Source organism: Enterococcus sp. 1001283B150225_161107_E12 (genome assembly GCF_015556925.1).
Lineage (GTDB): Bacteria > Bacillota > Bacilli > Lactobacillales > Enterococcaceae > Enterococcus_B > Enterococcus_B mundtii.
Window position 1 is genome coordinate 1 of sequence record NZ_JADNNI010000007.1, and the last position, 22,978, is coordinate 22,978.

The 22,978-nt window shown below is 39.6% G+C and carries 19 protein-coding genes; 14 read left to right on the top strand and 5 right to left on the bottom strand.

What is annotated here, in order from left to right:
- Positions 1-300 precede the first annotated feature (300 nt).
- The 4 genes from I2F89_RS07045 to I2F89_RS07060 form a co-directional block, all read right to left on the bottom strand.
- Positions 301-771 (bottom strand): glutathione peroxidase, encoded by a 471-nt coding sequence (locus I2F89_RS07045; RefSeq protein WP_074802092.1) that lies wholly within the window; start codon positions 769-771, stop codon positions 301-303.
- Positions 772-1,069: 298 nt separating this feature from the next.
- Positions 1,070-1,528 (bottom strand): S-ribosylhomocysteine lyase, encoded by a 459-nt coding sequence (locus I2F89_RS07050; protein ID WP_010736339.1) that lies wholly within the window; start codon positions 1,526-1,528, stop codon positions 1,070-1,072.
- Between the two features lie 152 nt (positions 1,529-1,680).
- Positions 1,681-2,829 (bottom strand): cystathionine gamma-synthase, encoded by a 1,149-nt coding sequence (locus I2F89_RS07055; RefSeq protein WP_086334276.1) that lies wholly within the window; start codon positions 2,827-2,829, stop codon positions 1,681-1,683.
- Positions 2,830-2,876: 47 nt separating this feature from the next.
- A complete protein-coding gene (locus I2F89_RS07060) occupies positions 2,877-3,794 on the bottom strand; it encodes a PLP-dependent cysteine synthase family protein (protein ID WP_161642613.1) in 918 nt (305 codons plus the stop codon).
- Between the two features lie 376 nt (positions 3,795-4,170).
- Here I2F89_RS07060 and efp point away from each other — a divergent pair, with 376 nt between their 5' ends.
- Complete coding sequence (efp, locus tag I2F89_RS07065; RefSeq protein ID WP_074802096.1) at positions 4,171-4,731, top strand: elongation factor P; 561 nt, start codon at positions 4,171-4,173, stop codon at positions 4,729-4,731.
- 62 nt (positions 4,732-4,793) lie between these two features.
- On the opposite strand, the gene I2F89_RS07070 is transcribed toward efp, so the two are convergent.
- Positions 4,794-6,290, bottom strand: coding sequence for a helix-turn-helix domain-containing protein (locus I2F89_RS07070; RefSeq protein ID WP_074801753.1), 1,497 nt, complete (start codon positions 6,288-6,290; stop codon positions 4,794-4,796).
- A 353-nt stretch (positions 6,291-6,643) separates the two neighbouring features.
- On the opposite strand from I2F89_RS07070, the gene I2F89_RS07075 reads away from it, so the two are divergent.
- The 13 genes from I2F89_RS07075 to I2F89_RS07135 all read left to right on the top strand — a co-directional run bounded on the left by I2F89_RS07075 (position 6,644) and on the right by I2F89_RS07135 (position 22,953).
- Entirely contained in the window at positions 6,644-10,090 is a 3,447-nt protein-coding gene (locus I2F89_RS07075) for a vWA domain-containing protein (RefSeq protein ID WP_195513921.1), read from the top strand.
- A complete protein-coding gene (locus I2F89_RS07080; RefSeq protein ID WP_074801748.1) occupies positions 10,087-11,439 on the top strand; it encodes an isopeptide-forming domain-containing fimbrial protein in 1,353 nt (450 codons plus the stop codon). Before I2F89_RS07075 ends, I2F89_RS07080 begins: the two co-directional genes overlap by 4 nt.
- Complete coding sequence (locus tag I2F89_RS07085) at positions 11,436-13,304, top strand: SpaH/EbpB family LPXTG-anchored major pilin (protein ID WP_195513923.1); 1,869 nt, start codon at positions 11,436-11,438, stop codon at positions 13,302-13,304. Before I2F89_RS07080 ends, I2F89_RS07085 begins: the two co-directional genes overlap by 4 nt.
- Before the next feature lie 39 nt (positions 13,305-13,343).
- Positions 13,344-14,189 (top strand): class C sortase, encoded by an 846-nt coding sequence (locus I2F89_RS07090; RefSeq protein ID WP_195513924.1) that lies wholly within the window; start codon positions 13,344-13,346, stop codon positions 14,187-14,189.
- A gap of 91 nt (positions 14,190-14,280) precedes the next feature.
- The gene (gene trhA / locus I2F89_RS07095) at positions 14,281-14,922 is read left to right on the top strand and encodes a PAQR family membrane homeostasis protein TrhA (protein WP_010736330.1); all 642 of its coding nucleotides are present in this window, start codon (positions 14,281-14,283) and stop codon (positions 14,920-14,922) included.
- A gap of 274 nt (positions 14,923-15,196) precedes the next feature.
- Positions 15,197-16,453, top strand: a complete 1,257-nt coding sequence (gene lysA / locus I2F89_RS07100; RefSeq protein WP_074801743.1) for a diaminopimelate decarboxylase — start codon at positions 15,197-15,199, stop codon at positions 16,451-16,453.
- Positions 16,440-17,246 (top strand): diaminopimelate epimerase, encoded by an 807-nt coding sequence (gene dapF / locus I2F89_RS07105; RefSeq protein WP_074801740.1) that lies wholly within the window; start codon positions 16,440-16,442, stop codon positions 17,244-17,246. The genes lysA and dapF overlap by 14 nt, the downstream gene beginning before the upstream one ends.
- On the top strand, positions 17,243-18,124 hold the full coding sequence (dapA, locus tag I2F89_RS07110; protein ID WP_074801737.1) for a 4-hydroxy-tetrahydrodipicolinate synthase: 882 nt from the start codon (positions 17,243-17,245) through the stop codon (positions 18,122-18,124). The genes dapF and dapA overlap by 4 nt, the downstream gene beginning before the upstream one ends.
- A complete protein-coding gene (gene dapB, locus I2F89_RS07115) occupies positions 18,121-18,840 on the top strand; it encodes a 4-hydroxy-tetrahydrodipicolinate reductase (RefSeq protein WP_195513926.1) in 720 nt (239 codons plus the stop codon). Before dapA ends, dapB begins: the two co-directional genes overlap by 4 nt.
- 1 nt (position 18,841) lies before the next feature.
- A complete protein-coding gene (dapD, locus tag I2F89_RS07120) occupies positions 18,842-19,537 on the top strand; it encodes a 2,3,4,5-tetrahydropyridine-2,6-dicarboxylate N-acetyltransferase (protein WP_066026499.1) in 696 nt (231 codons plus the stop codon).
- A 20-nt stretch (positions 19,538-19,557) separates the two neighbouring features.
- The gene (locus I2F89_RS07125; RefSeq protein ID WP_195513934.1) at positions 19,558-20,553 is read left to right on the top strand and encodes an aspartate-semialdehyde dehydrogenase; all 996 of its coding nucleotides are present in this window, start codon (positions 19,558-19,560) and stop codon (positions 20,551-20,553) included.
- Entirely contained in the window at positions 20,550-21,899 is a 1,350-nt protein-coding gene (locus I2F89_RS07130) for an aspartate kinase (protein ID WP_195513936.1), read from the top strand. The genes I2F89_RS07125 and I2F89_RS07130 overlap by 4 nt, the downstream gene beginning before the upstream one ends.
- Complete coding sequence (locus I2F89_RS07135) at positions 21,859-22,953, top strand: amidohydrolase (RefSeq protein WP_074801721.1); 1,095 nt, start codon at positions 21,859-21,861, stop codon at positions 22,951-22,953. Before I2F89_RS07130 ends, I2F89_RS07135 begins: the two co-directional genes overlap by 41 nt.
- Positions 22,954-22,978: the final 25 nt, after the last annotated feature.

The following is a 22,978-nucleotide window of genomic DNA, read 5'->3' on the forward strand; positions in this document are numbered from 1 at the left end:
CCGAACACAGAAGTTAAGCTTCTTAGCGCCGATTGTAGTGAGGGGTTGCCCCTTGTGAGAGTAGGACGCCGCCACGCAAATGAAAACAGTTGAACGAAAGTTCAGCTGTTTTTTTGTTTGCTTTTTTGAAATAGTAAAAATTATTATCAGTATTCTAGACAAAAAAATACATGATCTTGAAAAAAATTTTTTCAAGGTCATGTACTTTTCTAAAGTCGATCTAAGCTTTTTCTCTAAATAGAAGTGAATTTCATTTGACCAATAATCTAAAATGTTGATTGTCCAATTATTGCATCTTGACTAAAGAATGGCTTCGATTGCTTCTTTCATTTTTAATGGTGAAGTTTTTGGCGCAAAACGTTCAATTACTTGACCGTCTTTATCAATAAGGAATTTTGTAAAATTCCATTTGATTGCAGATGTCAAAGTACCTGGTGCTTGTTCTTTTAAATAATCAAATAGAGGATCAGCATCCCCGCCATTGATCACCGTTAGTTGGTGCATGGGAAACGTAACACCATACGTTGTTCGGCAGGCTTCCGCAGCATCATTTGCAGAAGCTACTTCTTGCTTGAATTGATTCGATGGGAAACCCAATACTACTAACCCTTTTTCCTGATACGTCTGGTAAAGCTCTTCCAACTGTTCAAATTGTGGCGCCAAACCACATTTTGTTGCAGTATTAACGATGATCATAGGGTGGCCCTTGTATTTGTCCAATGAGTAAGTTGTCCCATTTTCTAATGTGACGTTAAAATCATAGATATCCATTCGTTTTTTCCTCCTATTTGTTGATGTATAATAAAGGGCTTGCTGATGTTGTCCCCTAAACTGAAATACATAATGAGCGAAAGTCAACGCCTTCGAACATCAGCCAAAATGGAAAATTAAGAGATATTATTTGAGTTTTCTCTTAATGTTCACGCCAAATTGTCTTTCTCATAACTTACCAAAACAAGCCATAAAAGACAAAGATTTGGCATGTTCTTTTGTCTTTTACGGCTTATGACTATGAGATGGAGGTCACTTTCCTCAATCTCTATTATGCTTAAATAAATGTATGGTCTGCTTATACTCCGACGTCTGACCATTCATCTCGTTTTGCTAAAAATTCACGCGCTAAAGCTTGTGCGCCTTCTAACGTATGGTTTGCAGCCCAGCCACATTGGATTTCGTTACTTGCTGGAACTTCTGTCGCTTGTAGCACATCTTCCATCGTTTTTTCTAAAACATCTAAAATATCATCATAATTTTCATGGTTGATGACAGTAAGATAGAAGCCTGTTTGGCATCCCATTGGTGACCAGTCTACAATATAATCTGCATGATTGCGGATGTTTTCGGCAGTTAAATGTTCTAAAGAATGCAAACCTGCCATATCCATGTGTTCTTTGTTTGGCTGTTTGAAACGGACATCATATTTGATGATCAAATCGCCATGTTCTCCTTTTTTACGATCAGCTACACGAACATAAGGGGCTTTTACTTTACGGTGGTCTAAATTAAAACTTTCGACATTCATTTTCATATTGAATTACTCCTAACTATCTGATGATTCTTTTTAGGAGGAATGAAAATCCTCTAAAAAGATTGGGTCGATTTATCTAAATTCTAACACTTATTGCAGGTCAGGTGTAGAAAACTGACTGATTTTTTTCAATTCTTTATAGATAAAATGGATCAGTGATTTTCCAATTGAGTAAAGGCTTGGTTCAAATCATCTAAAAGATCTTGGGCGTACTCGATTCCTACTGATAAACGAATCAATCCGTCTTTGATTCCAGCTTTTTCGCGTTTTTCTTTAGGTACAGAGGCATGAGTCATCACAGAAGGAATTTCCACTAAACTTTCGACACCACCCAAGCTTTCAGCGAGGATAAATAGTTGCAAAGCTTCTACAAAAGGAATTGCATCTGCGTCGTTTTTCAAGGTAAAGGAAACCATTCCGCTATAGCCGGACATCTGTTGTTTCGCAATTTCATGATTATTATGAGTTGTTAGACCAGGATAATAGACTGCTTCAACTTCAGGATGGTTCACTAATAATTCAGCTACAGCATAGGCATTTTTTTGATGTTCTTCCATGCGCACACTAAGAGTCTTGATCCCACGTTGCATCAACCAACTATCTTGTGGACCTAATACGCTACCGATGGCATTTTGATAGTAACCGATTTGATCCGCCAACTCTTGGTTGTTTGTCGTAACTAATCCAGCAACGACATCACTATGACCGCCTAGATATTTTGTACCACTGTGTAAAACAATATCAGCGCCTAATTCTAAAGGCTTTTGAAAGTATGGTGTAGCAAATGTGTTATCCACGATTGTTAACAAGTTATGATTTTTTGCAATGGCTGCCCCTGCTTTCAAATCGGTGATTTTAAGTAGAGGGTTACTTGGTGTTTCTAGATACAAAGCTTTTGTATTGTCTTGAATTGCTTCTTCAATCTGTGCAAGATTACTTGTGTCGACGATCGTATACTCTAAGCCATTTTTTGTAAGAACATTATCAAATAAACGGAAAGTCCCTCCATAGACATCATCGCCTAAGAGAATGTGATCCCCAGATTGGAATAAGGAAAAGACGGCATGGATTCCTGCGAGACCTGAGGCAAAGGCAAAGCCACGAACGCCACCTTCTAAGTCTGCAATCAATTCTTCTAAAGCAAAACGTGTTGGATTACCTGAACGTGAATATTCGTATTCTTTCGGTTGTCCAACTGCATTTTGGCGGTAAGTCGATGTTTGATAGATCGGTACGCTAACTGCCCCTGTTGTCGGATCTTCACTAATACCACCATGGATCAATTTTGTTTGAATATGCATAATTATTCCTCCAATTTCTTCATTGAGTTTATCGTTTCGTCTGTTGCTTACAGATAAATATTTTTTGATAAGTAACGATCGGACGTATCTGGAAATATGGTCAGGATAGACTGTCCGTTCGGTAAACGTTGCGCTTCTTTTAAAGCTGCGGCAAAAGCGGCTCCGCTCGAGCTGCCTACTAATAATCCGTGTTCTTTTGCTAGTTGACGTGTATAAGCAAATCCTTCAGCATCAGAAATCGTTTCAAATTGATCAATTGTCAACTCACTAAGAAAAGGGGGGACAAATTCAACGCCGATGCCTTCAATTTCGTGCCCATGTGAAGGACCACCATTCAAAATCGATCCTTCGGGCTCAACACCAATCAAGCGAAGTTCAGGTAAACGTTCTTTTAGAAATTTTGCGGTTCCAGCAAACGTACCACCACTTCCAATACCGGCAACAAAACTATTGATTGACCCTTCCAATTCTTGAAACAATTCAGGCCCCAATGTTTGGTAATAAGTGGCTGGATTGTCTGGGTTTTCAAACTGCAAGGGAACATAACTATTTGGGATCTCAGAAGCTAATTGTTTACTTTTTTCGATCGCACCAACGATTCCATCTTCTGTAGGAGTGTGTACGATTTTTGCGCCTAGGGCCTGCATGATTTTTTGTTTTTCTATACTAAATTTTTCTGGTACGACAAAAATTGTTTTTAAATTGAATTTCAAAGCTGCCAGACCTAAACCAATCCCTGTGTTACCAGCAGTTGGCTCAATGATCGTTGTTTCTTGATCGATTTTTCCGCTCTCAAGACCGGAAGTCAATAAATACAAACCTAAACGGTCTTTGATACTACCTCCTGGATTCAAGTATTCCAGTTTTGCATAGATCACGGAATCTTTTGGCATAGGAAAATCTTTCGCAGTAAATTTATAGACGGGTGTATGCCCGATTGCTTCAGTAATTGATGAAATGATCACGAATCCAAACCTCCAAAAAAGTAAAATAAAAAGGAGCTGACTATTTAATCAGCTCCTCGTAAGATCATAAATTGAAAAGACTAAGAAAGAAAACACTTTCACTACAGAAAGAGATCTTTCATTCAACTATGAAGGGCAATTAATAGACATGGCAAACAGTATGCTGTTTTTATACACCATACAACAACAACACTTCAATTGTTTTAAGTAATTGATTGCCATGTTTATCCCTCCAATAATGATTTAATTAAAAATAGCATGAAAAAATAAGAAAGTCAAAGACTATCATTTGAAAAGCAATAATTTCCTAGTTTTATAGACGTTTGTCTGATACAATAAGGGTGATTATGATTAAGAAAAAAAGGAGCAAAAAATAATGATCTCAGCAAGCGATTTAAAAGCCGGAATGACATTTGTCCAAGACGGAAAATTGATCAAAGTAATTGATGCAAGCCATCACAAACCTGGTAAAGGAAATACTGTGATGCGTATGAAGCTAAAAGATGTTCGTACTGGTGCTACTTATGATACGACACTAAGACCAGACGAAAAATTTGAAAAAGCACACATCGATACAAAACCAGTTCAATACTTATACACAATGGATGATACAGCATTCTTTATGGATCTAGAAACATACGAACAATATGAGATCCCTGTAGAAACTGTAGCTGAAGAAATGAAATTTATCTTAGAAAACATGGAAGTAAAAATCCAATTCTTCGGTAGCGAAGTGATTGGTGTCCAATTACCAACAACAGTTGTCTTACGTGTCGTTGAAACACAACCATCGATCAAAGGTGCGACAGTGACTGGCTCTGGTAAACCTGCAACAATGGAAACAGGTTTAGTAGTCAATGTTCCTGACTTCATTGAAACGGATGAATTATTAGAAATCAATACGGCAGAAGGTTCATACGTAAAACGTGCAAAATAATCGAGTGTAGTCAAAAAAAGCTTTTAAGCATCTTGCTTAAAAGTTTTTTTTATATTGTTCAGTCAACTAGCAAACAATGTCTGTAACTTTAAATGGTGGACTTCTAACAGCCGCTGATACAGCTTTGTTTCAAAGTCTCTATAATGACAAAGATCAAGAACTGTATATTTAGAAGAATCAAGACCAGCAGGGATCAATAAGGGGGAACCCAAGATGAAAAAATCATATTCTTCAGTGATGGGAAGTGTGAGTCGCTCGATATCTACAAAGGGGATCTTCTTGCCTAAATTCATGATCTCTGCGGAAATCAGATGCTCAGAGACGTTGACAAACCCAACTTTCAATTTATAGTTTTCATCGATTTCTGAATAATACGGATAAAGTAAACTGGCTTGTAGAAAGGCTAATTCACTTACGCATGATTTCAGCCATGTGTAGTTTTTTCGTTGTGCGGCCTTTTTCCAAAATCCTTCGATTTTGATTGTCAAGATACGTAAAAGTGGATATTTATCTTGAATATAAGAAGAGATAAATAGTGTGGTCAAAGGAATTTTTTGTTTGAACATGCTAAAATTTCCAATTGAAAGATAAAGATTCAAAAGCAAAGCGGGCTCTTTTTCAAAATGGAATGTACCAATAAATGTCTGACAATGTGCCTGAAATTCTTCTAAAATAGCTTTGATTTCATTGCTCGGTTGTTGATAGGAATGGTGAACGATCGGCACACGAATATCTTGATTAGAGGTAAGGAACGGCCAATAATAGAACAAATAAAACAAAGAGTTTACTTCTAAGATATCTAAACGAAGATCCGCAATTTTGAAGAAGTCATAAAAAAAGTCAATGTTTGTTTTACTGGGAATAAAGGAGTCTCTCGATAATCGATAGATATCCGTAAAATGATCATTTTCGATCCTCAGCAAACAAATCAGACAATGGAGACTGGCTTGTTTTTTTCCTAAGTCAAACTTATTTTTGAGCTGTGGACCTTCGTGCTTATAAATCAATGCGCGAACTTCTTGGTTGTAAGGAATACTATCCAGACTTTCTCCTAATGAAACAAACCAAAAGAAATTGAAAAAAATGATACGAATCAGCGTTTCAGAACCAGATAGGGTAAGATTCGATAAATTCAAATTGATATTGTACTCCTTCAAATATTCAGCCAATTTTTTTGTTTGTCGAAAACATGTTGAGCGGCTGATAAAATGGCGGTTGCAAAAAGCTGCAAGATCTTCATCTTGTTCAGTCAGAAGACTGATCAATAGTTTATAAGGAACACTTTCTGTTGATAGGTAATGTTGGTATTGGGTATATTGAACAAGTTGTTCAGGAATGGATAACTTGTTTTTAGTATGTAACAGTTTAATATCAGTAAATTGTTCTAAATCATCTTGTATAGCACATAGGATTTTTTTGAAACGAGTCGCACTGAAATAGAAATCTAAGTTTTCTCGTACATGATCTAAACTATATTCCCCCGGCCATAAGGTCATTACCTTTCCATACACACTTAATTTCATTCTTGCATGGTCATCTAATAAAATTTTTTCAATCAATTCTTCACCTTCTTTTTATATTTTTATTATTAATACCGTATTTATTTTTCCTTGTAAATACTTGTCTCAATTTTCTAAAAAAACTCTACCGGATTTAGAAATATTCTTTTAAAATTTGTCTCAAAATTATCGCTCAATGAGTATATTTTGTGAGAGAAAAGAATAATAAATCGGTTTTAAATAACGAAACGTTCAATGTATTCGTTTTACTATATCAATTTAAAGCTCCTTAAAATAACTATAATTTAATAGTTAGAGACAAAAGAGAAGAGAACTAGAAAGATTAGTGAATTTTTTCTTTTTTTTATATTATCTAATTGAATTTTAAAGTTTTTCTAAGGAGGTATCCATAAATGAAGAAGCGAAATTATTTCATCGTTTTCTGTCTATTTTCTCTATTTTTCGTCACCTATTTCTACTTCCAAAAAGGAAAGACTGTGGCAGCTAATGAAGAAGCAACCATTGAAGTCTTAAATAATGAATATGGCAAAGTAAGTATTAGGAAAATAGATCGTAAGCTAACGGTCGTGTATCGATTAAATGAGCAAGCACAAGAAAACCGATTTTTATTCCAGTTACATCCAAAAGATGCACCTGAAACGAATCTGCTTTCCTCTTATGTTTCTCAGGAATATCAAGAATACACAGATGAACAACAACGAAAATGGCTAGCAGGTGATTTTTCTCAAACCATTGAAGAAAAAGAATGGACCATTGAATTACCGAGTACGAGCAAAGAATTTCAACTCAATATTCAGATAGAAGAAAAAACGGGTCAGTTACTTTTATCTGAACCAGCTTCCTTTTCATTTTCTATAGATAACGAGAATCAGGAAACTGCACAAACGAGTGAACCAACGACTGAAACCACGACTTCTTCTGAAAACAGTGAGGTGTCGGATGATTCATCGGTAGCCAAAAACGAATATCGTCCGTTTGAACAACCACAATTATTCAATGAACAGTTGAAACCTAAAGGGTTAGCTACGATTGAACCAGAATATATCACAGAGGAGCAAGGAACATACCCTAAGGCAATGTGGCAACCAGATAATAGTCAATATGTGCGTAATCATCAAGGCAATCGCCAAGGGCAACAGCAATGGGACGGGCTGAAGGGTTGGGATGGCAATCCAAGCAATCGCAACCATTCTTATATTGAATATGGTGGGGAAAAAGAGGATGCCGATTATGCCATCCGAAAATTTGCCAAAGAGACAGCGACTCCTGGATTGTTTGACTTGTATCTGAATGTTCGAGGAAATACCCAGAAAAATATCACTCCTTTAGATGTCGTTCTAGTTGTCGACTGGTCTGGCAGTATGAATGAGGAAAATCGGATTGTTGAGGTGAAAAAGGGGATCGATCGCTTTGTCGATACCTTATCAGAAAGTGGTGTAACGGAAAAAATCAATTTAGGTTATGTTGGTTTTTCTAGTGAAGGCTACGCCAATCGCAGGATTCCGATCGCGGGATTTGATTCTGTAAAGGAAGAAATCCAAGCAGCGACACCTGATTCAACAAGTGGTGGGACGTTCACTCAAAATGGATTACGTCAAGCAGGTGAAATGTTATCGGAACAAAATGATCATAAAAAAGTGATCGTTTTACTAACAGATGGTGTGCCAACAAGTTCCTATCAAGTAGCCAGTGTGGTGACTGAAGAAGATGGTAGTTATTATGGCGCGACTTTTACCAATCGTGTTGATCACCCTGACTATACTTCAAAAATTTCCCCACCTTATCTCGTACCAGTTAAAGATCAAGATTTACAGTGGCGTTGGATCAATTCAACATTCACAGCAACGATTGGTGAAGCAATGGCATTGAAACAACGAGGTATCGAGATCCATGGCTTGGGTATACAGTTGCAAGGAGATGAAACTGAAGGCATCACGAAAGAGGAAGTGGAACGTCGAATGCGTAAGATGGTTTCCACTGGCGAAGACGGTACGGCATATTATGAATCTGCCAATGAGTCTACAGATATTGCTGATTATCTAGCCAAAAAAGCTGTGCAGCTTTCCGGAACAGTCGTTGATGGAAAAATCACTGATCCAATCATTGATCCATTTGTTTATCAACCAGACAGCGCTTCTGTTACAAGTGTCGGGACGACCCCTCTATCGATTGACCCACTTCTCTCTATTGATGGGCAAACGATCAACGTCGATAAAATCTATTTAGAAAAAGGGCAGGAAATCCAACTACATTATCAAGTGAGACTCCAAACAGAAAGCGAAATGTTCGAGACTGATACTTGGTATCAAATGAATGGGCAAACAATCTTCCAACCAACGAGCAACCCAGATGTTCTTGCTAAATTCGGTGTGCCGTCAGCCAAAGCACCAGGTGTATCTCTTGATTTTTTCAAAGAATGGGAAGAATTTGATCAAGATACGACGACTCGACCAGAGAAAGTGATTTACGAAATCAAGCGAACAGGAATCACTGAAACATCTAGTTGGGAAAGTGGCTATGTCCAATTAAGTAAACCAGAAGATGAGAACACCAATGTCTGGGAGCGAACCAATATCACCAAACTTCTAGCGTCCAGTGAAGCGTCTCGTGAAACCCTCAGCTTGCCAAAATACAACAATCAAGGGCAAGAATTTCACTATGAAGCGGTGAATGAGTTGGATGTACCAGGATATCAATCAGAAAAAGTCAACGCAACGACTTGGAAAAATAAAAAACAATTTGTTCCTTTAGATTTAAAAATAACCAAGAAAACTTCGTCAGCTGACCATCTTTTAAAAGGAGCAGTGTTTCAACTAACGATTGAAGGTCAGGAGATTCAGCTGATCGACCATGAGGATGGTACCTATTCATTGCCAGAGGGTACACGCCTTGAAAAAGGAAAATCTTATACATTGACAGAAATCAGTGCACCTGCTGGACATGAAAAATCGGAAAAGCAGGCGTGGGAAATTGCTATTTCTGAAAATGGGGAAGTAACAGTGGACAAACAACAAGCTACAGTTACTGATCAAGTGATCCAATTGACGATTGAGAATCCATTTGCAGACCTTCCGATAGCTATAAGAAAATATACCGAAAAGGACAAACAAAAAATCAATCTGGCAGGAGCAACTTTTGCTTTACAAATAAAAGGAGAAACAGGAACCTATCATACACTGAAAGAGGAAGTTACCGCATCATCAGGATTGGCAGAATTCGTGATACAAAAAGCGGGTGAATATCGCTTAGTAGAAACAGCAGGACCGCTTGGCTACGATACGATTCCAGGAAACTATGAATTTAAAGTTGACCCTTACGGTACGATTCTCTATGACGGAGAAAATGTAGAGGAAGATACCATTTGGACATTGACGCATATGAATCAAATCAAACCTTTTGATTTAACAGTCCTAAAGCAAACGGATACAGGACAGGCGTTAAAAGGGGCAGTCTTCCGACTATCCGGTCCAGATGGACAGGTTGAATTACCAAACGACGATAAAGCAACTGATACATTTGTTTTTGAGAACCTAAAACCGGGTGAGTACACGTTGGAGGAAATCAAAACACCAGAAGGTTATCTGGGATTAGAGCAACCCGTGCAGATTGTTATCCAAACGGATGGAAAAGTAACTGTAGATGGTGAACTAACAGAAGTTCAGTTAAAAAATGATCATACGAACAACCAAATCCATTTGGTCATCACCAATCAGGCATTGATCCCACTGCCTGAAACGGGAGGATCTGGCCGACTTGGCTTCCTATTATTAAGTATCCTTGCGATTGTTTCATTTGTCGTTTATTCAAGGGGGATGAAACGAGGAGGCATTTCAAGTTGACCAAGTATTATTGGTTCTTGCTGTTGTTGCCTTTTCTGTTAGTTGGTGGTGCCAAAACGTGTATTGCCCAAACACAAGAGATGGTCCAGTTGATTGTCCATACTACGCAGCCCTCATCAGATAAACAAACGGAATCTCATAAAGCGAGTTTTGCGGTTTACGATGTGACAAAATCATTTTATCAATTACGTAAAAAAGGATTTACTGTCGAAGAAACACAACAAATCATTGCGCGACAAGGTACTTCAGCAGGTTCTTTTCTAATGGAAAAACTGGTGAAGTCGAACAATGATGGAGAAGATGTAGCAATCTTTGATCTACGTGAGTCAACGAATCAAATAGGTAACGTTTATTTAGTGAACGAAACCACTCCCATAGCAGATGCGTTTGTAGGATCACAAAATGTAGTCGTGGTTTTGCCTCTTTATGATTCATATGATCACCCACAAAAGGCAATCCATCTCTATCCTAAAATGAACCAAGAGCCATCTGCGATCGTCTTTGAAAAAAAGCTTGTAGAGGAAAAAAACACTTATTCGATTGGTGAAAAGATCTACTATCAATTGGATATCCAGTTTCCAAATGGGATAGCCAGTGAAGAAACATGCGTAGTCACTGACAGTGCGACGAAAGAATTGGAGTTGCTAACTGAATCGCTCAAAGTCCACAGTGAAGAAAAACGCTTGGAAAATCTGACGTTTCATAGCCATAGTCAAGGATTCAGTATTGCGTTTAACGGTCAAGACTTGCAAGATCTGGCAGGTAAAACAGTGAGGATCAACTATCAGATGCGTTTACGACAAGATGCAATCGCTGATCAATCGATCATCAATCAAGCGTCATTAGATATCGGAACAGCATCATTGTCACGAAGTACACGTATTCGAACAGGAGGGAAGTGGTTTCAAAAAGTTACAACAGATAAGGAACAACAGGTGCTAGAAGATGCAATGTTTATGATCAAAAACCAACAGGAAGAATACCTGCATTTGAAAGATGGAAAATATTGCTGGAAAAAACGAGCAAGAGATGCAATAACGCTGACTTCTGATCGAAATGGCTTATTTTCCATCAATGGCTTAGCAGACGGAGAATATTTACTTGAAGAAATCAAAGCACCAAAAGGGTATAAAAGAAATCCTTATGCTGTCTCGTTTGTCGTAAAAAGTATGTCATATGCCATCAATGGACAACCTAGTGAACCTCTGAAAATCACTAATCAGAAACAAGAAACGAGTTTTCTTTTTCCAAAAACAACTGACGAAAAAATAAGTGTTGGTATGATTGGTGGCCTATCGATCATAGGTAGTTTCATTATTTATCAAAAGAACAGGAGTAAAGAAGAATGAAGAATAGAAAAAATTTCAAAAAAGTATTACTATGTCTTATTTCATCACTACTTACACTGGTGGCATTACTTCCTAATCCACAAGTGTTTGCTGAAGGAACGGATGCACAATTGGTGATCCACAAAAAGAAAATGTTAGATTTCCCACAACAAGAGATCCAAAATACAGGGAAAGAAATGACTGAATTCAACAACTATCAAGGGTTGGCAGATGTGACGTTCCATGTGTATGATGTCACCGAATCATTTGCTGAAGCAAGAAAAAATGGCGCGACGATTGAAGAAGCAAAAGCGATCGTCCAATCACAGACTTCTGGCACAGCTCTTCTTTCTGGTACCACAGACGCTCAGGGGGATCTTTCTTTAGCATTGCCAAAAAAACAAGCTGGAAAAGATGCAGTTTATGTGATTGAAGAAGAAGCAAAATCAGGAGTAACAGCTGCTGCAAATATGGTTGTGGCATTTCCAGTATATGAACTGATCAAACAATCCGACGGTTCATATCAATATGGGACAGAAGAACTAGACGTAGTTCATTTATATCCTAAAAATGTCGTGGAAAATGAAGGAACGCTGAAGGTCAAAAAAGTAGGTTCAGCAGAAGGCGAAGCACTAAACGGTGCGGAATTTGTCATTGTGAAAGAAGATGCAGGTGTTGCCAAATATTTGCATAGTGTGGCACAAGGAATGTATACATGGACAACTGATAAATCTAAAGCAAAACACTTTGTGACTGGCAAAAGCTATGAAATCGGTGAAGAGGCCGTTGCTGAAAATGAAGCAGAGAAAGGTCAAATGCTCATTACTGGATTAGAAGTTGGCGAATATGTGTTAGAAGAAGTAAAAGCACCTGAAAATGCAGCGATGATCACTGAGCAAACGAAGACACCATTCACAATTGTTACTGGCAACCAAACGCCAGTTGAACTTACAGTGAAAAATGATACGACGAAAGTAGAAAAAGAAACGCCGCAATTAGATGGGCAAGACGTAGCAATCGGAGAACCGATCAATTATGAGATCAGCGTCAATATTCCTCTTGGGATCGCGGATAAAGAAGGATCAAACAATAAATATACCACCTTCAAATTGATTGATACACATGATCCAGCTTTAACATTCATGAACCAATCAACTGGAGAAACAGGTTATGCACTTTACGATGGTGAAACGATCATTGATTCAATAAATTACCACGTAACTGAACAAACAAACGGCTTCACAGTAACGATTGAACCAACTTATATTCCTTCATTGACTCCAGGTGGTACGTTGCGTTTTGTTTATTACATGCATTTGAATCAGTTAGCAGAACCAACCCAAGGCTATAACAACGAAGCAAATGTTGATACTGGACATACGACAGATCAAACACCACCAACTGTGGAAGTACTGACAGGTGGGAAACGATTCATTAAAGTAGATGGAGCAGTAGCTGATATCAAACCATTAGCAGACGCTTCGTTTGTGGTACGTGATCAAGATGAAGCAACAGCGAAATATTTGATCATCGATCCAGTAACAAAAGCAGTAACGTGGACGACTTCACAGGAAGAAGCAACGATTTTCACGACAACAAGTGATGGATTAGTGGATATCACAGGCTTGTCTTATGGCACGTATTATTTAGAAGAAACAAAAGCACCAAACAATTATGTGAAACTAACTGAACGAATGGCGTTCAAGGTCGATCAGCAATCTTATGCTGTTGCAGGTGAATTGGTTGCACCAGAGAAAGTACCAAACAAACACAAAGGGACATTACCAGCAACTGGTGGCAAAGGCATTTCATTGTACATTTTCTTAGGTGTGGTTTTACTGACAATCGTGGGTGCGTACTGGCTAAAACGACCAAAAGTTAAATAGTATCAAATGAAGAACAAGTGACTCGCTGAGGAGAATAAAATGAAACAAAAAAAATGGCGTCTGTTAGATCTAATCATGTTCTCGGTATTTTTTATCGGTGTCCTCAGCTTGGCGTATCCTTTTGTCAGTGATACGTTGAATGATTATCTCGACCAGCAGATCATCAAAAATTATCAAAAAAAGGCAAAGTCTGAACATGCGACAGAACTTGCTGAATTACAAAAGCGGATGATCAAAAAAAATGAACAACTGGCATCAAACGAAGCGATGCCAGAAGCAGACCCATTTTCCAAGAAAAAAAAGACTGATCAAAAATCTCAGAAATCGTATATCGAATCACATACCGTTGGTGTTTTGACGATCCCCAAAATCAATGTCAGCTTACCGATTTTTGATCAAACAACGACGAAACTATTGGAAAAAGGCGCTTGTCTGCTCGAGGGCACCTCATACCCGATCGGAGGAAAATCGACACATGCGGTACTTTCCAGCCACCGAGGCTTGCCGCAAGCAAAATTGTTTACAGATTTACCTCAATTAAAAATAGAAGATCACTTTTATATTGAAATCAATGGACAGTATCTTGCGTATCAAGTCGATCAGATCAAAACCGTAGCACCGACAGAAACAGAAGCGCTGCAAATCCAAGAAAATCAAGATTTAGTCACACTGGTTACTTGTACTCCGTATATGGTCAATAGTCACCGTTTATTAGTACGCGGGCACAGGGTCGCTGTTGAACCAGAAGAAATAAAAGAAGCGTTAGAAAAAGTGAAACAATCGAAGCGTACTGCATTTTTACTCGTAAATGGCTTGATCAGTGTGTTTTTGTTGCTATTTCTTATCATGATGATAAAATATTTTACAAAAGTTATTAAAAAATGATATAGTTTTGGAAACTAGATGTTAAAGTTTTTGTAAACAGAACATCCTTCATGTATAATGAAATTGAACAAACGAAATGGAGTGGATCAAGATGGAGATAGAATTTAGCCGAAAGTACCAAATCGTCAATGAAGTATTAAATGCGGTGACCCATGGGATTGCAGCTTTGTTAAGTCTGCTTTGCTTCAATTTGCTGATGGATCGCGCCCATACAACCTTAGATTATGTCGCTTTTGCGATTTATGGTAGTTCTCTTTTTCTGCTATTCTTTTCTTCTACGTTATTTCATAGTTTGATTTTTACGAAAGCAAAAAAAGTATTTCAGGTATTTGATCATTGTTCGATCTACCTTTTGATTGCTGGAACCTACACGCCATTTTGTCTGCTAGTCGTGCAAGGAACGACAGGACTAGTTTTGCTAAGTGTTATTTGGGCGACAGCAGTGATCGGTATCATATATAAATGTTTGACTTTAACAAAGACAAACAAGGTATCAAAAGTTTCAACGATCATTTACAATGTGATGGGGTGGGCAATCATCGTTGTGCTACCTAAGCTCTATCAGAATATCGATTTGACTGGCTTGCTACTGCTAGTTGGCGGAGGAATCGCTTATTCTGTGGGATCACTATTTTATAGCATGAAAAGCAGACGATTCACCCATGTGATCTGGCATCTATTTGTCATGTTAGGTGCAGCGTTGATGTTTTTAGCAATCTATGTAAGTAATTAATTTAAGGAAATTTCACTTTAAAAAGCTGACCAAGAAATTGGTCAGTTTTTTTGTCTATTTCTAAGATAATTATGTGAAAATAAATAGTGGTTTTTTATTTTTTGTTTTCTGTATGCAATAAAATTGAAAAATTAAACATTTTTGCTGAAAATAGCGATTTAAACTAGACAATTCAAACAATTTTGTTTAATATTATTCAAATAAAATTCAAATTATAATCTAAGGATATTTCAATTTGATGAGAAAATAATTTTTTGAAAAGAGGGAAAAGAGAATGACAGAATTAACGATCGGCGAAATTCCAGTGAGTCAACTAGCAAATGAATATCAAACACCCCTATATGTGTATGATGAAAAAAAGATGGAAGAAACGATAAAGTCGTTTAAGCTGAACTTTGATTCTGATTATTTTCAAACAAAGATCTTGTATGCGTCTAAAGCCTTTCAAACAGTAGAATTACTCCGTTTGATCGCTGAACAAGGGTTAGGTCTAGATGTCGTAAGTGGTGGAGAAATTTATACCGCGTTACAAGCTGGATTTCCTGTAGAAGATATTTATTTCCATGGCAACAATAAAACGGTCGATGAATTAAGATACGCGATTGAAAACGATATACACCATTTCGTTGCAGATAATGGGATGGAAGTCGAAGTCTTGGAAGAATTAAGCCGAGAATATCAGAAAAAGCTACAGATCATGTTGCGATTGAATGTAGGGATCGAAGCGCATACCCATGAATACATCGTCACCGCACATATCGATTCAAAATTCGGTATGCTTTACGATAGCGATGTTTGCCAACAAGCGATTACACGTATCCAACAAAGTGAGTTTCTTAGATTGGAAGGCTTTCATGCCCACATCGGCTCACAAATCTTTGATATGACGGCTTGGTTGGCTGAGATCGACCAGTTGGTTACCTACCTTGAAGATTTTCAACAACCGCTTTCTTTAAATCTAGGAGGAGGCTTTGGTATTCGTTATACCGAAGCGGACACACCTTTACCGATTGCAGAATCAGTCAAACATCTGGTTACACATACAGAGCAGGTACTAGCTGACAGAAACTTAACGATCGATCGCTTATTGATTGAACCTGGGAGAAGTATCGTTGGTGAAGCCGGAACAACACTTTATACAGTCGGCTATATCAAAGAAACACCTCACAAGAAATATTATTTTGTGGATGGTGGGATGACAGATAATATTCGACCGGCACTTTATCAAGCAGAATACACCTGTGATTTAGCAAATAAACTAGACATTGAAAAAACAGAAAAAGTGACGGTTGCGGGGAAAATGTGTGAATCAGGAGACGTGGTGATCCAAGAAACACAGTTGCCTCCTGCAGAGCCAGGTGATCTTCTGGCAGTGTATGCCACAGGAGCCTACGGATATTCGATGAGTAGCAATTACAATCGTGCACTTCGACCAGCAGTTGTTTTTGTCAAAGATGGCGTGTCGAGAGAAGTCGTGCGTCGGCAAACTTATGCGGATCTATTGAGAGGAGAAGTCTATGCAGATTTATAAATATAACGGTTGTGGCAATGATTTTATTCTCTTAGATTACGATGAAACGATCGACTATAGTCGTTTGGCTCAAAGCTTGTGCGCACCAACTGCTTATGATACGGATGGATTGATTGCTGTTAAAACCGATCCATTGGAAATGATCTACTACAATAAAGATGGCAGTCGTGCACCGATGTGTGGCAATGGTATCCGTTGTTTTGCCAATTATGTCAGCGATCAACAATTACATGAAGAGCCACAATTTGCAGTCAAAACGCTTGCTGGGATGATCCATGTGACGATCCATTCACGAGAACCTTTTTATTGCACGGTCGACATGGGTTCGCCAGACTACCGACCAGAGAAAGTAGGCGTAGCGCAAGCAACACCGATCATCAAACAAGCGCTGACGATTGATGAGCAAAAGGTAGAGCTGACTAGTTTATTCATGGGGACGATCCATACAGTTGTTTTTGTTGAAGATGCGTTGGCTGAATTAACCAAGGAGACAGGAGAAAAACTCTGCCATCATCCCTTATTCAAAGAGAAAACAAACGTCAATTTTGTCCAATATGTCAATGAAGAAGAATTGATCGTCCGCACGTATGAACGTGGGGTCGGTTGGACATTAGCTTGTGGCACAGGCTGTTGTGCAGCGTATGTCGTCGCCAAAGATCAAGGATATCTCTCCGGCTTACAAGCTACGATCCATTTAGAGCAAGGTGATTTACTGATTTCTGGTGATGAAACGATCACGATGGCAGGACCAGCCAGTTATGAATGGCACAAAAATTTGGAGGTAGAAGGATGATCAAAGGATCGATTGTTGCATTAGTGACTCCGATGACGGAAACAGGTGCAGTGGATTATTTAGGATTGGAGCAGCTGATTGCTTTTCATCTGAAAGAACAAACAGACGGATTACTTGTCCTAGGAACAACTGGGGAATCACCAACACTATCTGAGGAGGAAGAGGAAGAGATCGTACGATTCACCGTTGAAAAAGCCAATGGGCGTATCCCAGTGATAGCTGGCGCAGGATCGAATGCGACGGCGAAAACGATCAAGAAAGTCCAGCGTTTTGCAGAACTAGGGGCAGACCAATTATTAGTGATCACGCCTTACTATAATAAAACGAGCGATGCAGGCTTACTGGCTCATTTTAAAGCGATCGCAGACGCGTCCTCTCTACCAATCATCTTATATAACGTACCGTCACGAACAGGCATGACGATTTCATTACCTGTATTAACGGAACTAGCGAAGCATCCACGAATCATCGGCATCAAAGAGGCTTCTGGTGATATGTCCTACACAATGGAAGTCGCACAACTGATTGATGAATCATTTGCGCTTTACAGTGGCAATGATGATTTGATTTTACCCATCTTGAGTATTGGTGGCATCGGTGTGATCAGTGTTTGGGCGAATATCCAACCAAAAGTAGTCCATGGATTAGTCCATGATTACTTGGATGGAAATAGCCATTCAGCAAAAGAAAAACAATTGACTCATTTAGCGTTGATCAATGCCTTGTTCAGTGAAACCAATCCAATTCCAGTGAAAGCAGCAATGAATCATTTAGGTTTACCTGCTGGACCATTAAGACTACCACTGATTGAATTAGGCGAGGAGAAAAAGCAACAACTGATTGCACTGTTAGCAGAAAACGGAGGGGCAAGCATATGAATATCGGGATTATCGGAAGTGGAAAAATGGGCAAGCGAATTGCAGAAGTTACCGAAGAATATCAACATCAACCATTGATGTTGACCGAATCCCTGCAATTAACAGATGAATTATCATTTGCTCAGACACCAGCGGTCATGATCGATTTTTCTCATCCAGCTAGTTTGGATAAAATCTTGCGATACAGCCAAGCTCACCAAGTCCCACTGGTGATTGGCACAACTGGCTATACCGAAGAGCAATTTGCTGAAATCTCCCAAGCAGCTCAAACGATCCCTGTACTCTACAGTGCTAATTTTTCATTAGGGATCATGGTGATGAATCGCTTGATCAAACAAGCAGCTCAAGACTTAGCCAGCTGGCAGATTGAATTGATCGAAAAACACCACAGCCAAAAAAAAGACGCACCTTCTGGCACAGCCAAGCGCTTAGTGGAAACACTACAATCCGTTCGAGAGCTGACGCCTGTCTATCAATGGGCAGACGAACCTCGAAAAGACCAACAAATCGGTGTCCATAGCCTACGTGCAGGCTCTTTTCCAGGAGAACATGAAGTCCTTTTTGCGACCAAAGATGAAGTTCTTTCAGTGAAGCACGAAGCCTTTTCAAATCGAATTTTTGCAGAAGGGGCAGTTCAAGCAAGTATCTGGTTGGCCGAACAGTCAGCCGGTTTTTATCAATTAGAAGATCTATTTGGACCTAGAGGAGGAGCCTAAATTGAACGCACAAGAAATCATTCGTTTTATTCAAACAGCAGAAAAAAAGACCCCAGTCAAAGTTTACTTAAATGTTTCTGAACCTATTGAGTTTCCAAACGCAAAAGTATTTGGCGAAGCGCACAGTCCAATTGTTTTTGGGGATTACAAAGACATTGCGCCGGTACTAGAAAAAGAAGCGGAGAAAATCTTAGCGATCGAACTAGAACAGACAGCTAGAAACAGTGCAGTTCCTTTACTGGATATCAAAGACATCAACGCTCGGATCGAACCAGGCGCTGTCATTCGTGACCAAGTAACCATCGGAGATCAAGCAGTGATCATGATGGGTGCTGTGATCAATATCGGTGCTGAGATCGGGGATCATAGCATGATCGATATGGGAGCAATCCTAGGCGGACGTGCGACTGTCGGCAAGAATTGTCATATCGGCGCCGGCGCTGTGCTAGCAGGGGTCATCGAGCCAGCTTCCGCTCAACCAGTAGTGATCGAAGATGGTGTATTAGTTGGTGCGAATGCAGTGATCGTTGAAGGTGTTCGTGTTGGAAAGAATGCAGTCGTCGCAGCAGGTGCAGTCGTTTTAGAAGACGTTGCCCCTGAGACGGTCGTTGGTGGTACACCGGCACGTGTATTAAAAATAAAAGATGATCAAACCAAAGAAAATACCGCATTGATTGCAGCACTAAGAGAATTGTAGACAAAGAAAGGATGAAAAACATGCGCGAAATAGATACCTGTATTGTCGGAGCGACGGGTTTAGTCGGTCAAACTATGTTAAGAGTATTAGAGGAGTACGATTTTCCAGTAGGAAAACTCAAGCTTTTAGCATCCAAACGCTCTGCGGGGAGTCTGTCTGTGTTTAAGGGAAAAGAGTATGTTGTCGAAGAACTGACTGAGACTTCTTTTTCTGGGTATGATTTGGCGCTTTTTTCAGCTGGAGCATCCGTGTCTCAAACATTTGGCCCAATTGCACGTCAAGCCGGCTTAGTAGTCATCGATAATTCTTCAGCGTGGCGAGAAGATCCTACGATCCCGTTGATCGTCCCTGAAGTAAATCTAGAAGATCATACGTTAGATCCATTGATTGCGAATCCAAATTGTTCGACGATCCAATCCGTCTTACCACTGAAAGCACTACAGAATACCTTTGGTGTGAAGCGTGTCAATTACACGACATATCAAGCTGTTTCAGGTTCAGGGCAACAAGGAATCGCTGATTTACAGGCGACAAAAAATGGTGAACCAGCAACTTTTTATCCTCATGACATCAGTCAAACGGTCATTCCAGAAATCGATCGCCCAATGGAAAATGGGTATACCAAAGAAGAACAAAAAATGATCAATGAAACAAAAAAAATCTTGCATCAACCAGATTTGCCTGTTTCTGCGACTTGTGTGCGTGTTCCCATCGAAAATGGCCATGGTGTCTCGATTGCTGTCGAGTTAGAAAAGGAATTTTCATTGGAACAAATCCGTGCTTGTTTCAGTCAGTTTCCAGGGATTTTGGTTGTCGATAACTTAGCAGAACACCAATATCCCACAAGTACATTAGCAAGAGGCACAGACCAAGTATACGTGGGGCGTATTCGTCGCGACCTCTCTGTTGAAAATGGCTTACTCTTTTATACTGTAGCTGACAATATTCGCAAAGGCGCTGCGGCTAACGCGGTGCAAATTGCTTTGGCACTTCTTCAAGAGGAGGTCCTTTCATGAAAGTCGCAAAATTTGGTGGAAGCTCGATGTCTCATGAAGAACAGTTCCGTAAAGTCCGTGAGATCGTGCTAGCTGATCCTAGTCGAGAAGTCGTTGTCGTTTCCGCTTTAGGAAAAAGAACGGATGAAGACGATAAAGTGACAGATTTACTCTATTTGATCCATGCGTATCTTCAACATAAGGTTGATTGGACGCCACTATGGGAACGGATCACACAACGTTTTATTCAAGTAAGAGATCTTCTGTCACTCGACTTTCCGATTGAAAAAGAATTAACCACGATCGAAACACAACTAAAACAGGAAAAAGTGACGATCGATTATTTAGTCAGTCGTGGGGAGTATCTGACTGCGCAATTGATGGCGGAATATTTAGGGTATACCTTTGCAGACGCAAGTGAGCTGATCTACTTTGATTATGAAGGAGGCATCGACTTTCCGCGTACAGAGCAAGCAGTACGCGAGATGTACCAGAAACACCAAAAGTTGATCGTCCCAGGATTTTATGGTGCCAATCCAGCAGGAAAAGAAAAATTACTTGGTCGTGGGGGCAGTGATATTACCGGCTCCGTTTTAGCAAGTGCCTTACAGGCAGATCTTTATGAAAATTGGACGGATGTTTCAGGTATCATGATGGCAGACCCAAGAATCATTGACTCACCGAAAGTCATTGAAGAGATCTCTTTCCGTGAATTACGAGAAATGGCTTATATGGGTGCTAATGTGTTACACGAATCTGCGGTTTTTCCTGTACAAGAAGCTGATATCCCGATCCAAATCAAAAATACGAATCGACCGAATGATCATGGAACAAAAATCTCAAATCATGAAGTCGAAAAAGAAAATGGGTTGACGGGGATTGCAGGAAGAAAAGACTTTCTTTCAATCACCTTGTTCAAACGACATATGTCAGACGAGATCGGTTTTATTTGGAAAGCCATGAGTATTTTTGCCAAACATGGCATCTCGATCGAGCATATCCCCTCTGGCATCGATAATATCGGTGTCGTCGTTTCGGCGGAATTGATCATGGATAAATTGTTTTTGATCACGAAAGAATTACGTGAGGAATTAGGCGTAGAGGAAATCGAAATCATCGAAGACTTGGCTTTGATTTCTGTTGTAGGCGGTCCACATAAGGAACCAATTGGACTTTCTGGAAAAGTATTATCGATTTTGAATGAGTTAGAAATCAGGACCTCGATTTTATCGCAAGGTGCGCAAGAGTTGAATTTAATCATCGGCGTACCCAATACACAATATGAAACCGTGGTAAAAGGAATCTATGAAGGGATGGTGAGGCGACATGTTGGCAACACACCGAATGGCGTTACATCAAATTCCTGAACTTGGCTTTCATGAATTTAAAACGAAAGAATACCTTTACGAACAAATCAAAAACTGTGGTGGCGTGATCCATGAAATCGATGAGACAGGCTTGTTGGTTTATTTTGATCAGCAACAAGACACAACGATTGCTTTTCGGACAGATATCGACGCGTTGCCCATCACTGAAGCCACAGGGTTACCTTTTGCGTCTACACATCCAGGATTCATGCACGCCTGCGGACATGATGGTCATATGGCGATGCTCTTAGGATTGACCGATTATATTGCCACGCACCGTCAAGAGATGCAGCACAATATCGTCTTGATTTTTCAACCCTCAGAAGAAATCGCTGGTGGGGCAGAAAGTGTGATCCGTTCTGGGTGGTTGGAACATTACAAGGTACAGGCAATCTTTGGTTTTCATTTATGGCCAGGCTTACCAGAAGGGAAAGTATTTTCACGACCAGGTGCGTTGATGGCCCAAAGTAGTGAAACAGATATCATCGTCCAAGGCAGATCTGCGCATATCGCCTCAAGTAGTCAAGGCATCGATAGTTTAGAAGCAGCTGTGCGTTTTATGAAACAAGTCTATGACTTTGATAAATCTCTGCCAGAAAACCTTGAACATCTCTTGAAATTTGGTCAGATCACAGGTGGGACGATCCGCAATGTCTTAGCCAATGAAGTCGTGATCTCAGGCAGCATTCGGTCATACAGTCGTAAGACCCAAACGGACTTAAAGATGCAACTAGCACGACTAGCAGAAGAATTCCAACAAACTTCCCCAGCGAAAATCTCATTTCGTTATAACGATGGGTATCCTGCTGTACGTAACGATGAACAGTTGTATGCAGCACTTGCCCACTCAGAGTTGTTACATGAGTTGGCTGAGCCTGTCTTACAAGCAGAAGATTTTGGTGTTTATACGGAACACTATCCTTGTGTCTTTTTCTTCTTAGGTGTAGGGGATACACCAGCCCTGCATGATGCAACCTTTGATTTCGACATGGCCGTTTTAGAAAAAGGATTGGAATGGTACCAAACAATCCTTTACACCAAGGAACTTTTCTGAAAAAATAAGGATAGTAACCAAAAGG

Excerpts from the sequence above, each read along its gene's own strand:
- I2F89_RS07045 (WP_074802092.1), bottom strand. The coding sequence starts at position 771 with ATGGATATCTATGATTTTAACGTCACATTAGAAAATGGGACAACTTAC.
- I2F89_RS07050 (WP_010736339.1), bottom strand. The coding sequence starts at position 1,528 with ATGAAAATGAATGTCGAAAGTTTTAATTTAGACCACCGTAAAGTAAAA.
- I2F89_RS07055 (WP_086334276.1), bottom strand. The coding sequence starts at position 2,829 with ATGCATATTCAAACAAAATTGATCCATGGTGGTATTAGTGAAGATCCG.
- efp (WP_074802096.1), top strand. The coding sequence starts at position 4,171 with ATGATCTCAGCAAGCGATTTAAAAGCCGGAATGACATTTGTCCAAGAC.
- I2F89_RS07075 (WP_195513921.1), top strand. The coding sequence starts at position 6,644 with ATGAAGAAGCGAAATTATTTCATCGTTTTCTGTCTATTTTCTCTATTT.
- I2F89_RS07085 (WP_195513923.1), top strand. The coding sequence starts at position 11,436 with ATGAAGAATAGAAAAAATTTCAAAAAAGTATTACTATGTCTTATTTCA.
- I2F89_RS07090 (WP_195513924.1), top strand. The coding sequence starts at position 13,344 with ATGAAACAAAAAAAATGGCGTCTGTTAGATCTAATCATGTTCTCGGTA.
- trhA (WP_010736330.1), top strand. The coding sequence starts at position 14,281 with ATGGAGATAGAATTTAGCCGAAAGTACCAAATCGTCAATGAAGTATTA.
- lysA (WP_074801743.1), top strand. The coding sequence starts at position 15,197 with ATGACAGAATTAACGATCGGCGAAATTCCAGTGAGTCAACTAGCAAAT.
- dapF (WP_074801740.1), top strand. The coding sequence starts at position 16,440 with ATGCAGATTTATAAATATAACGGTTGTGGCAATGATTTTATTCTCTTA.
- dapA (WP_074801737.1), top strand. The coding sequence starts at position 17,243 with ATGATCAAAGGATCGATTGTTGCATTAGTGACTCCGATGACGGAAACA.
- dapB (WP_195513926.1), top strand. The coding sequence starts at position 18,121 with ATGAATATCGGGATTATCGGAAGTGGAAAAATGGGCAAGCGAATTGCA.
- I2F89_RS07125 (WP_195513934.1), top strand. The coding sequence starts at position 19,558 with ATGCGCGAAATAGATACCTGTATTGTCGGAGCGACGGGTTTAGTCGGT.
- I2F89_RS07130 (WP_195513936.1), top strand. The coding sequence starts at position 20,550 with ATGAAAGTCGCAAAATTTGGTGGAAGCTCGATGTCTCATGAAGAACAG.
- I2F89_RS07135 (WP_074801721.1), top strand. The coding sequence starts at position 21,859 with ATGTTGGCAACACACCGAATGGCGTTACATCAAATTCCTGAACTTGGC.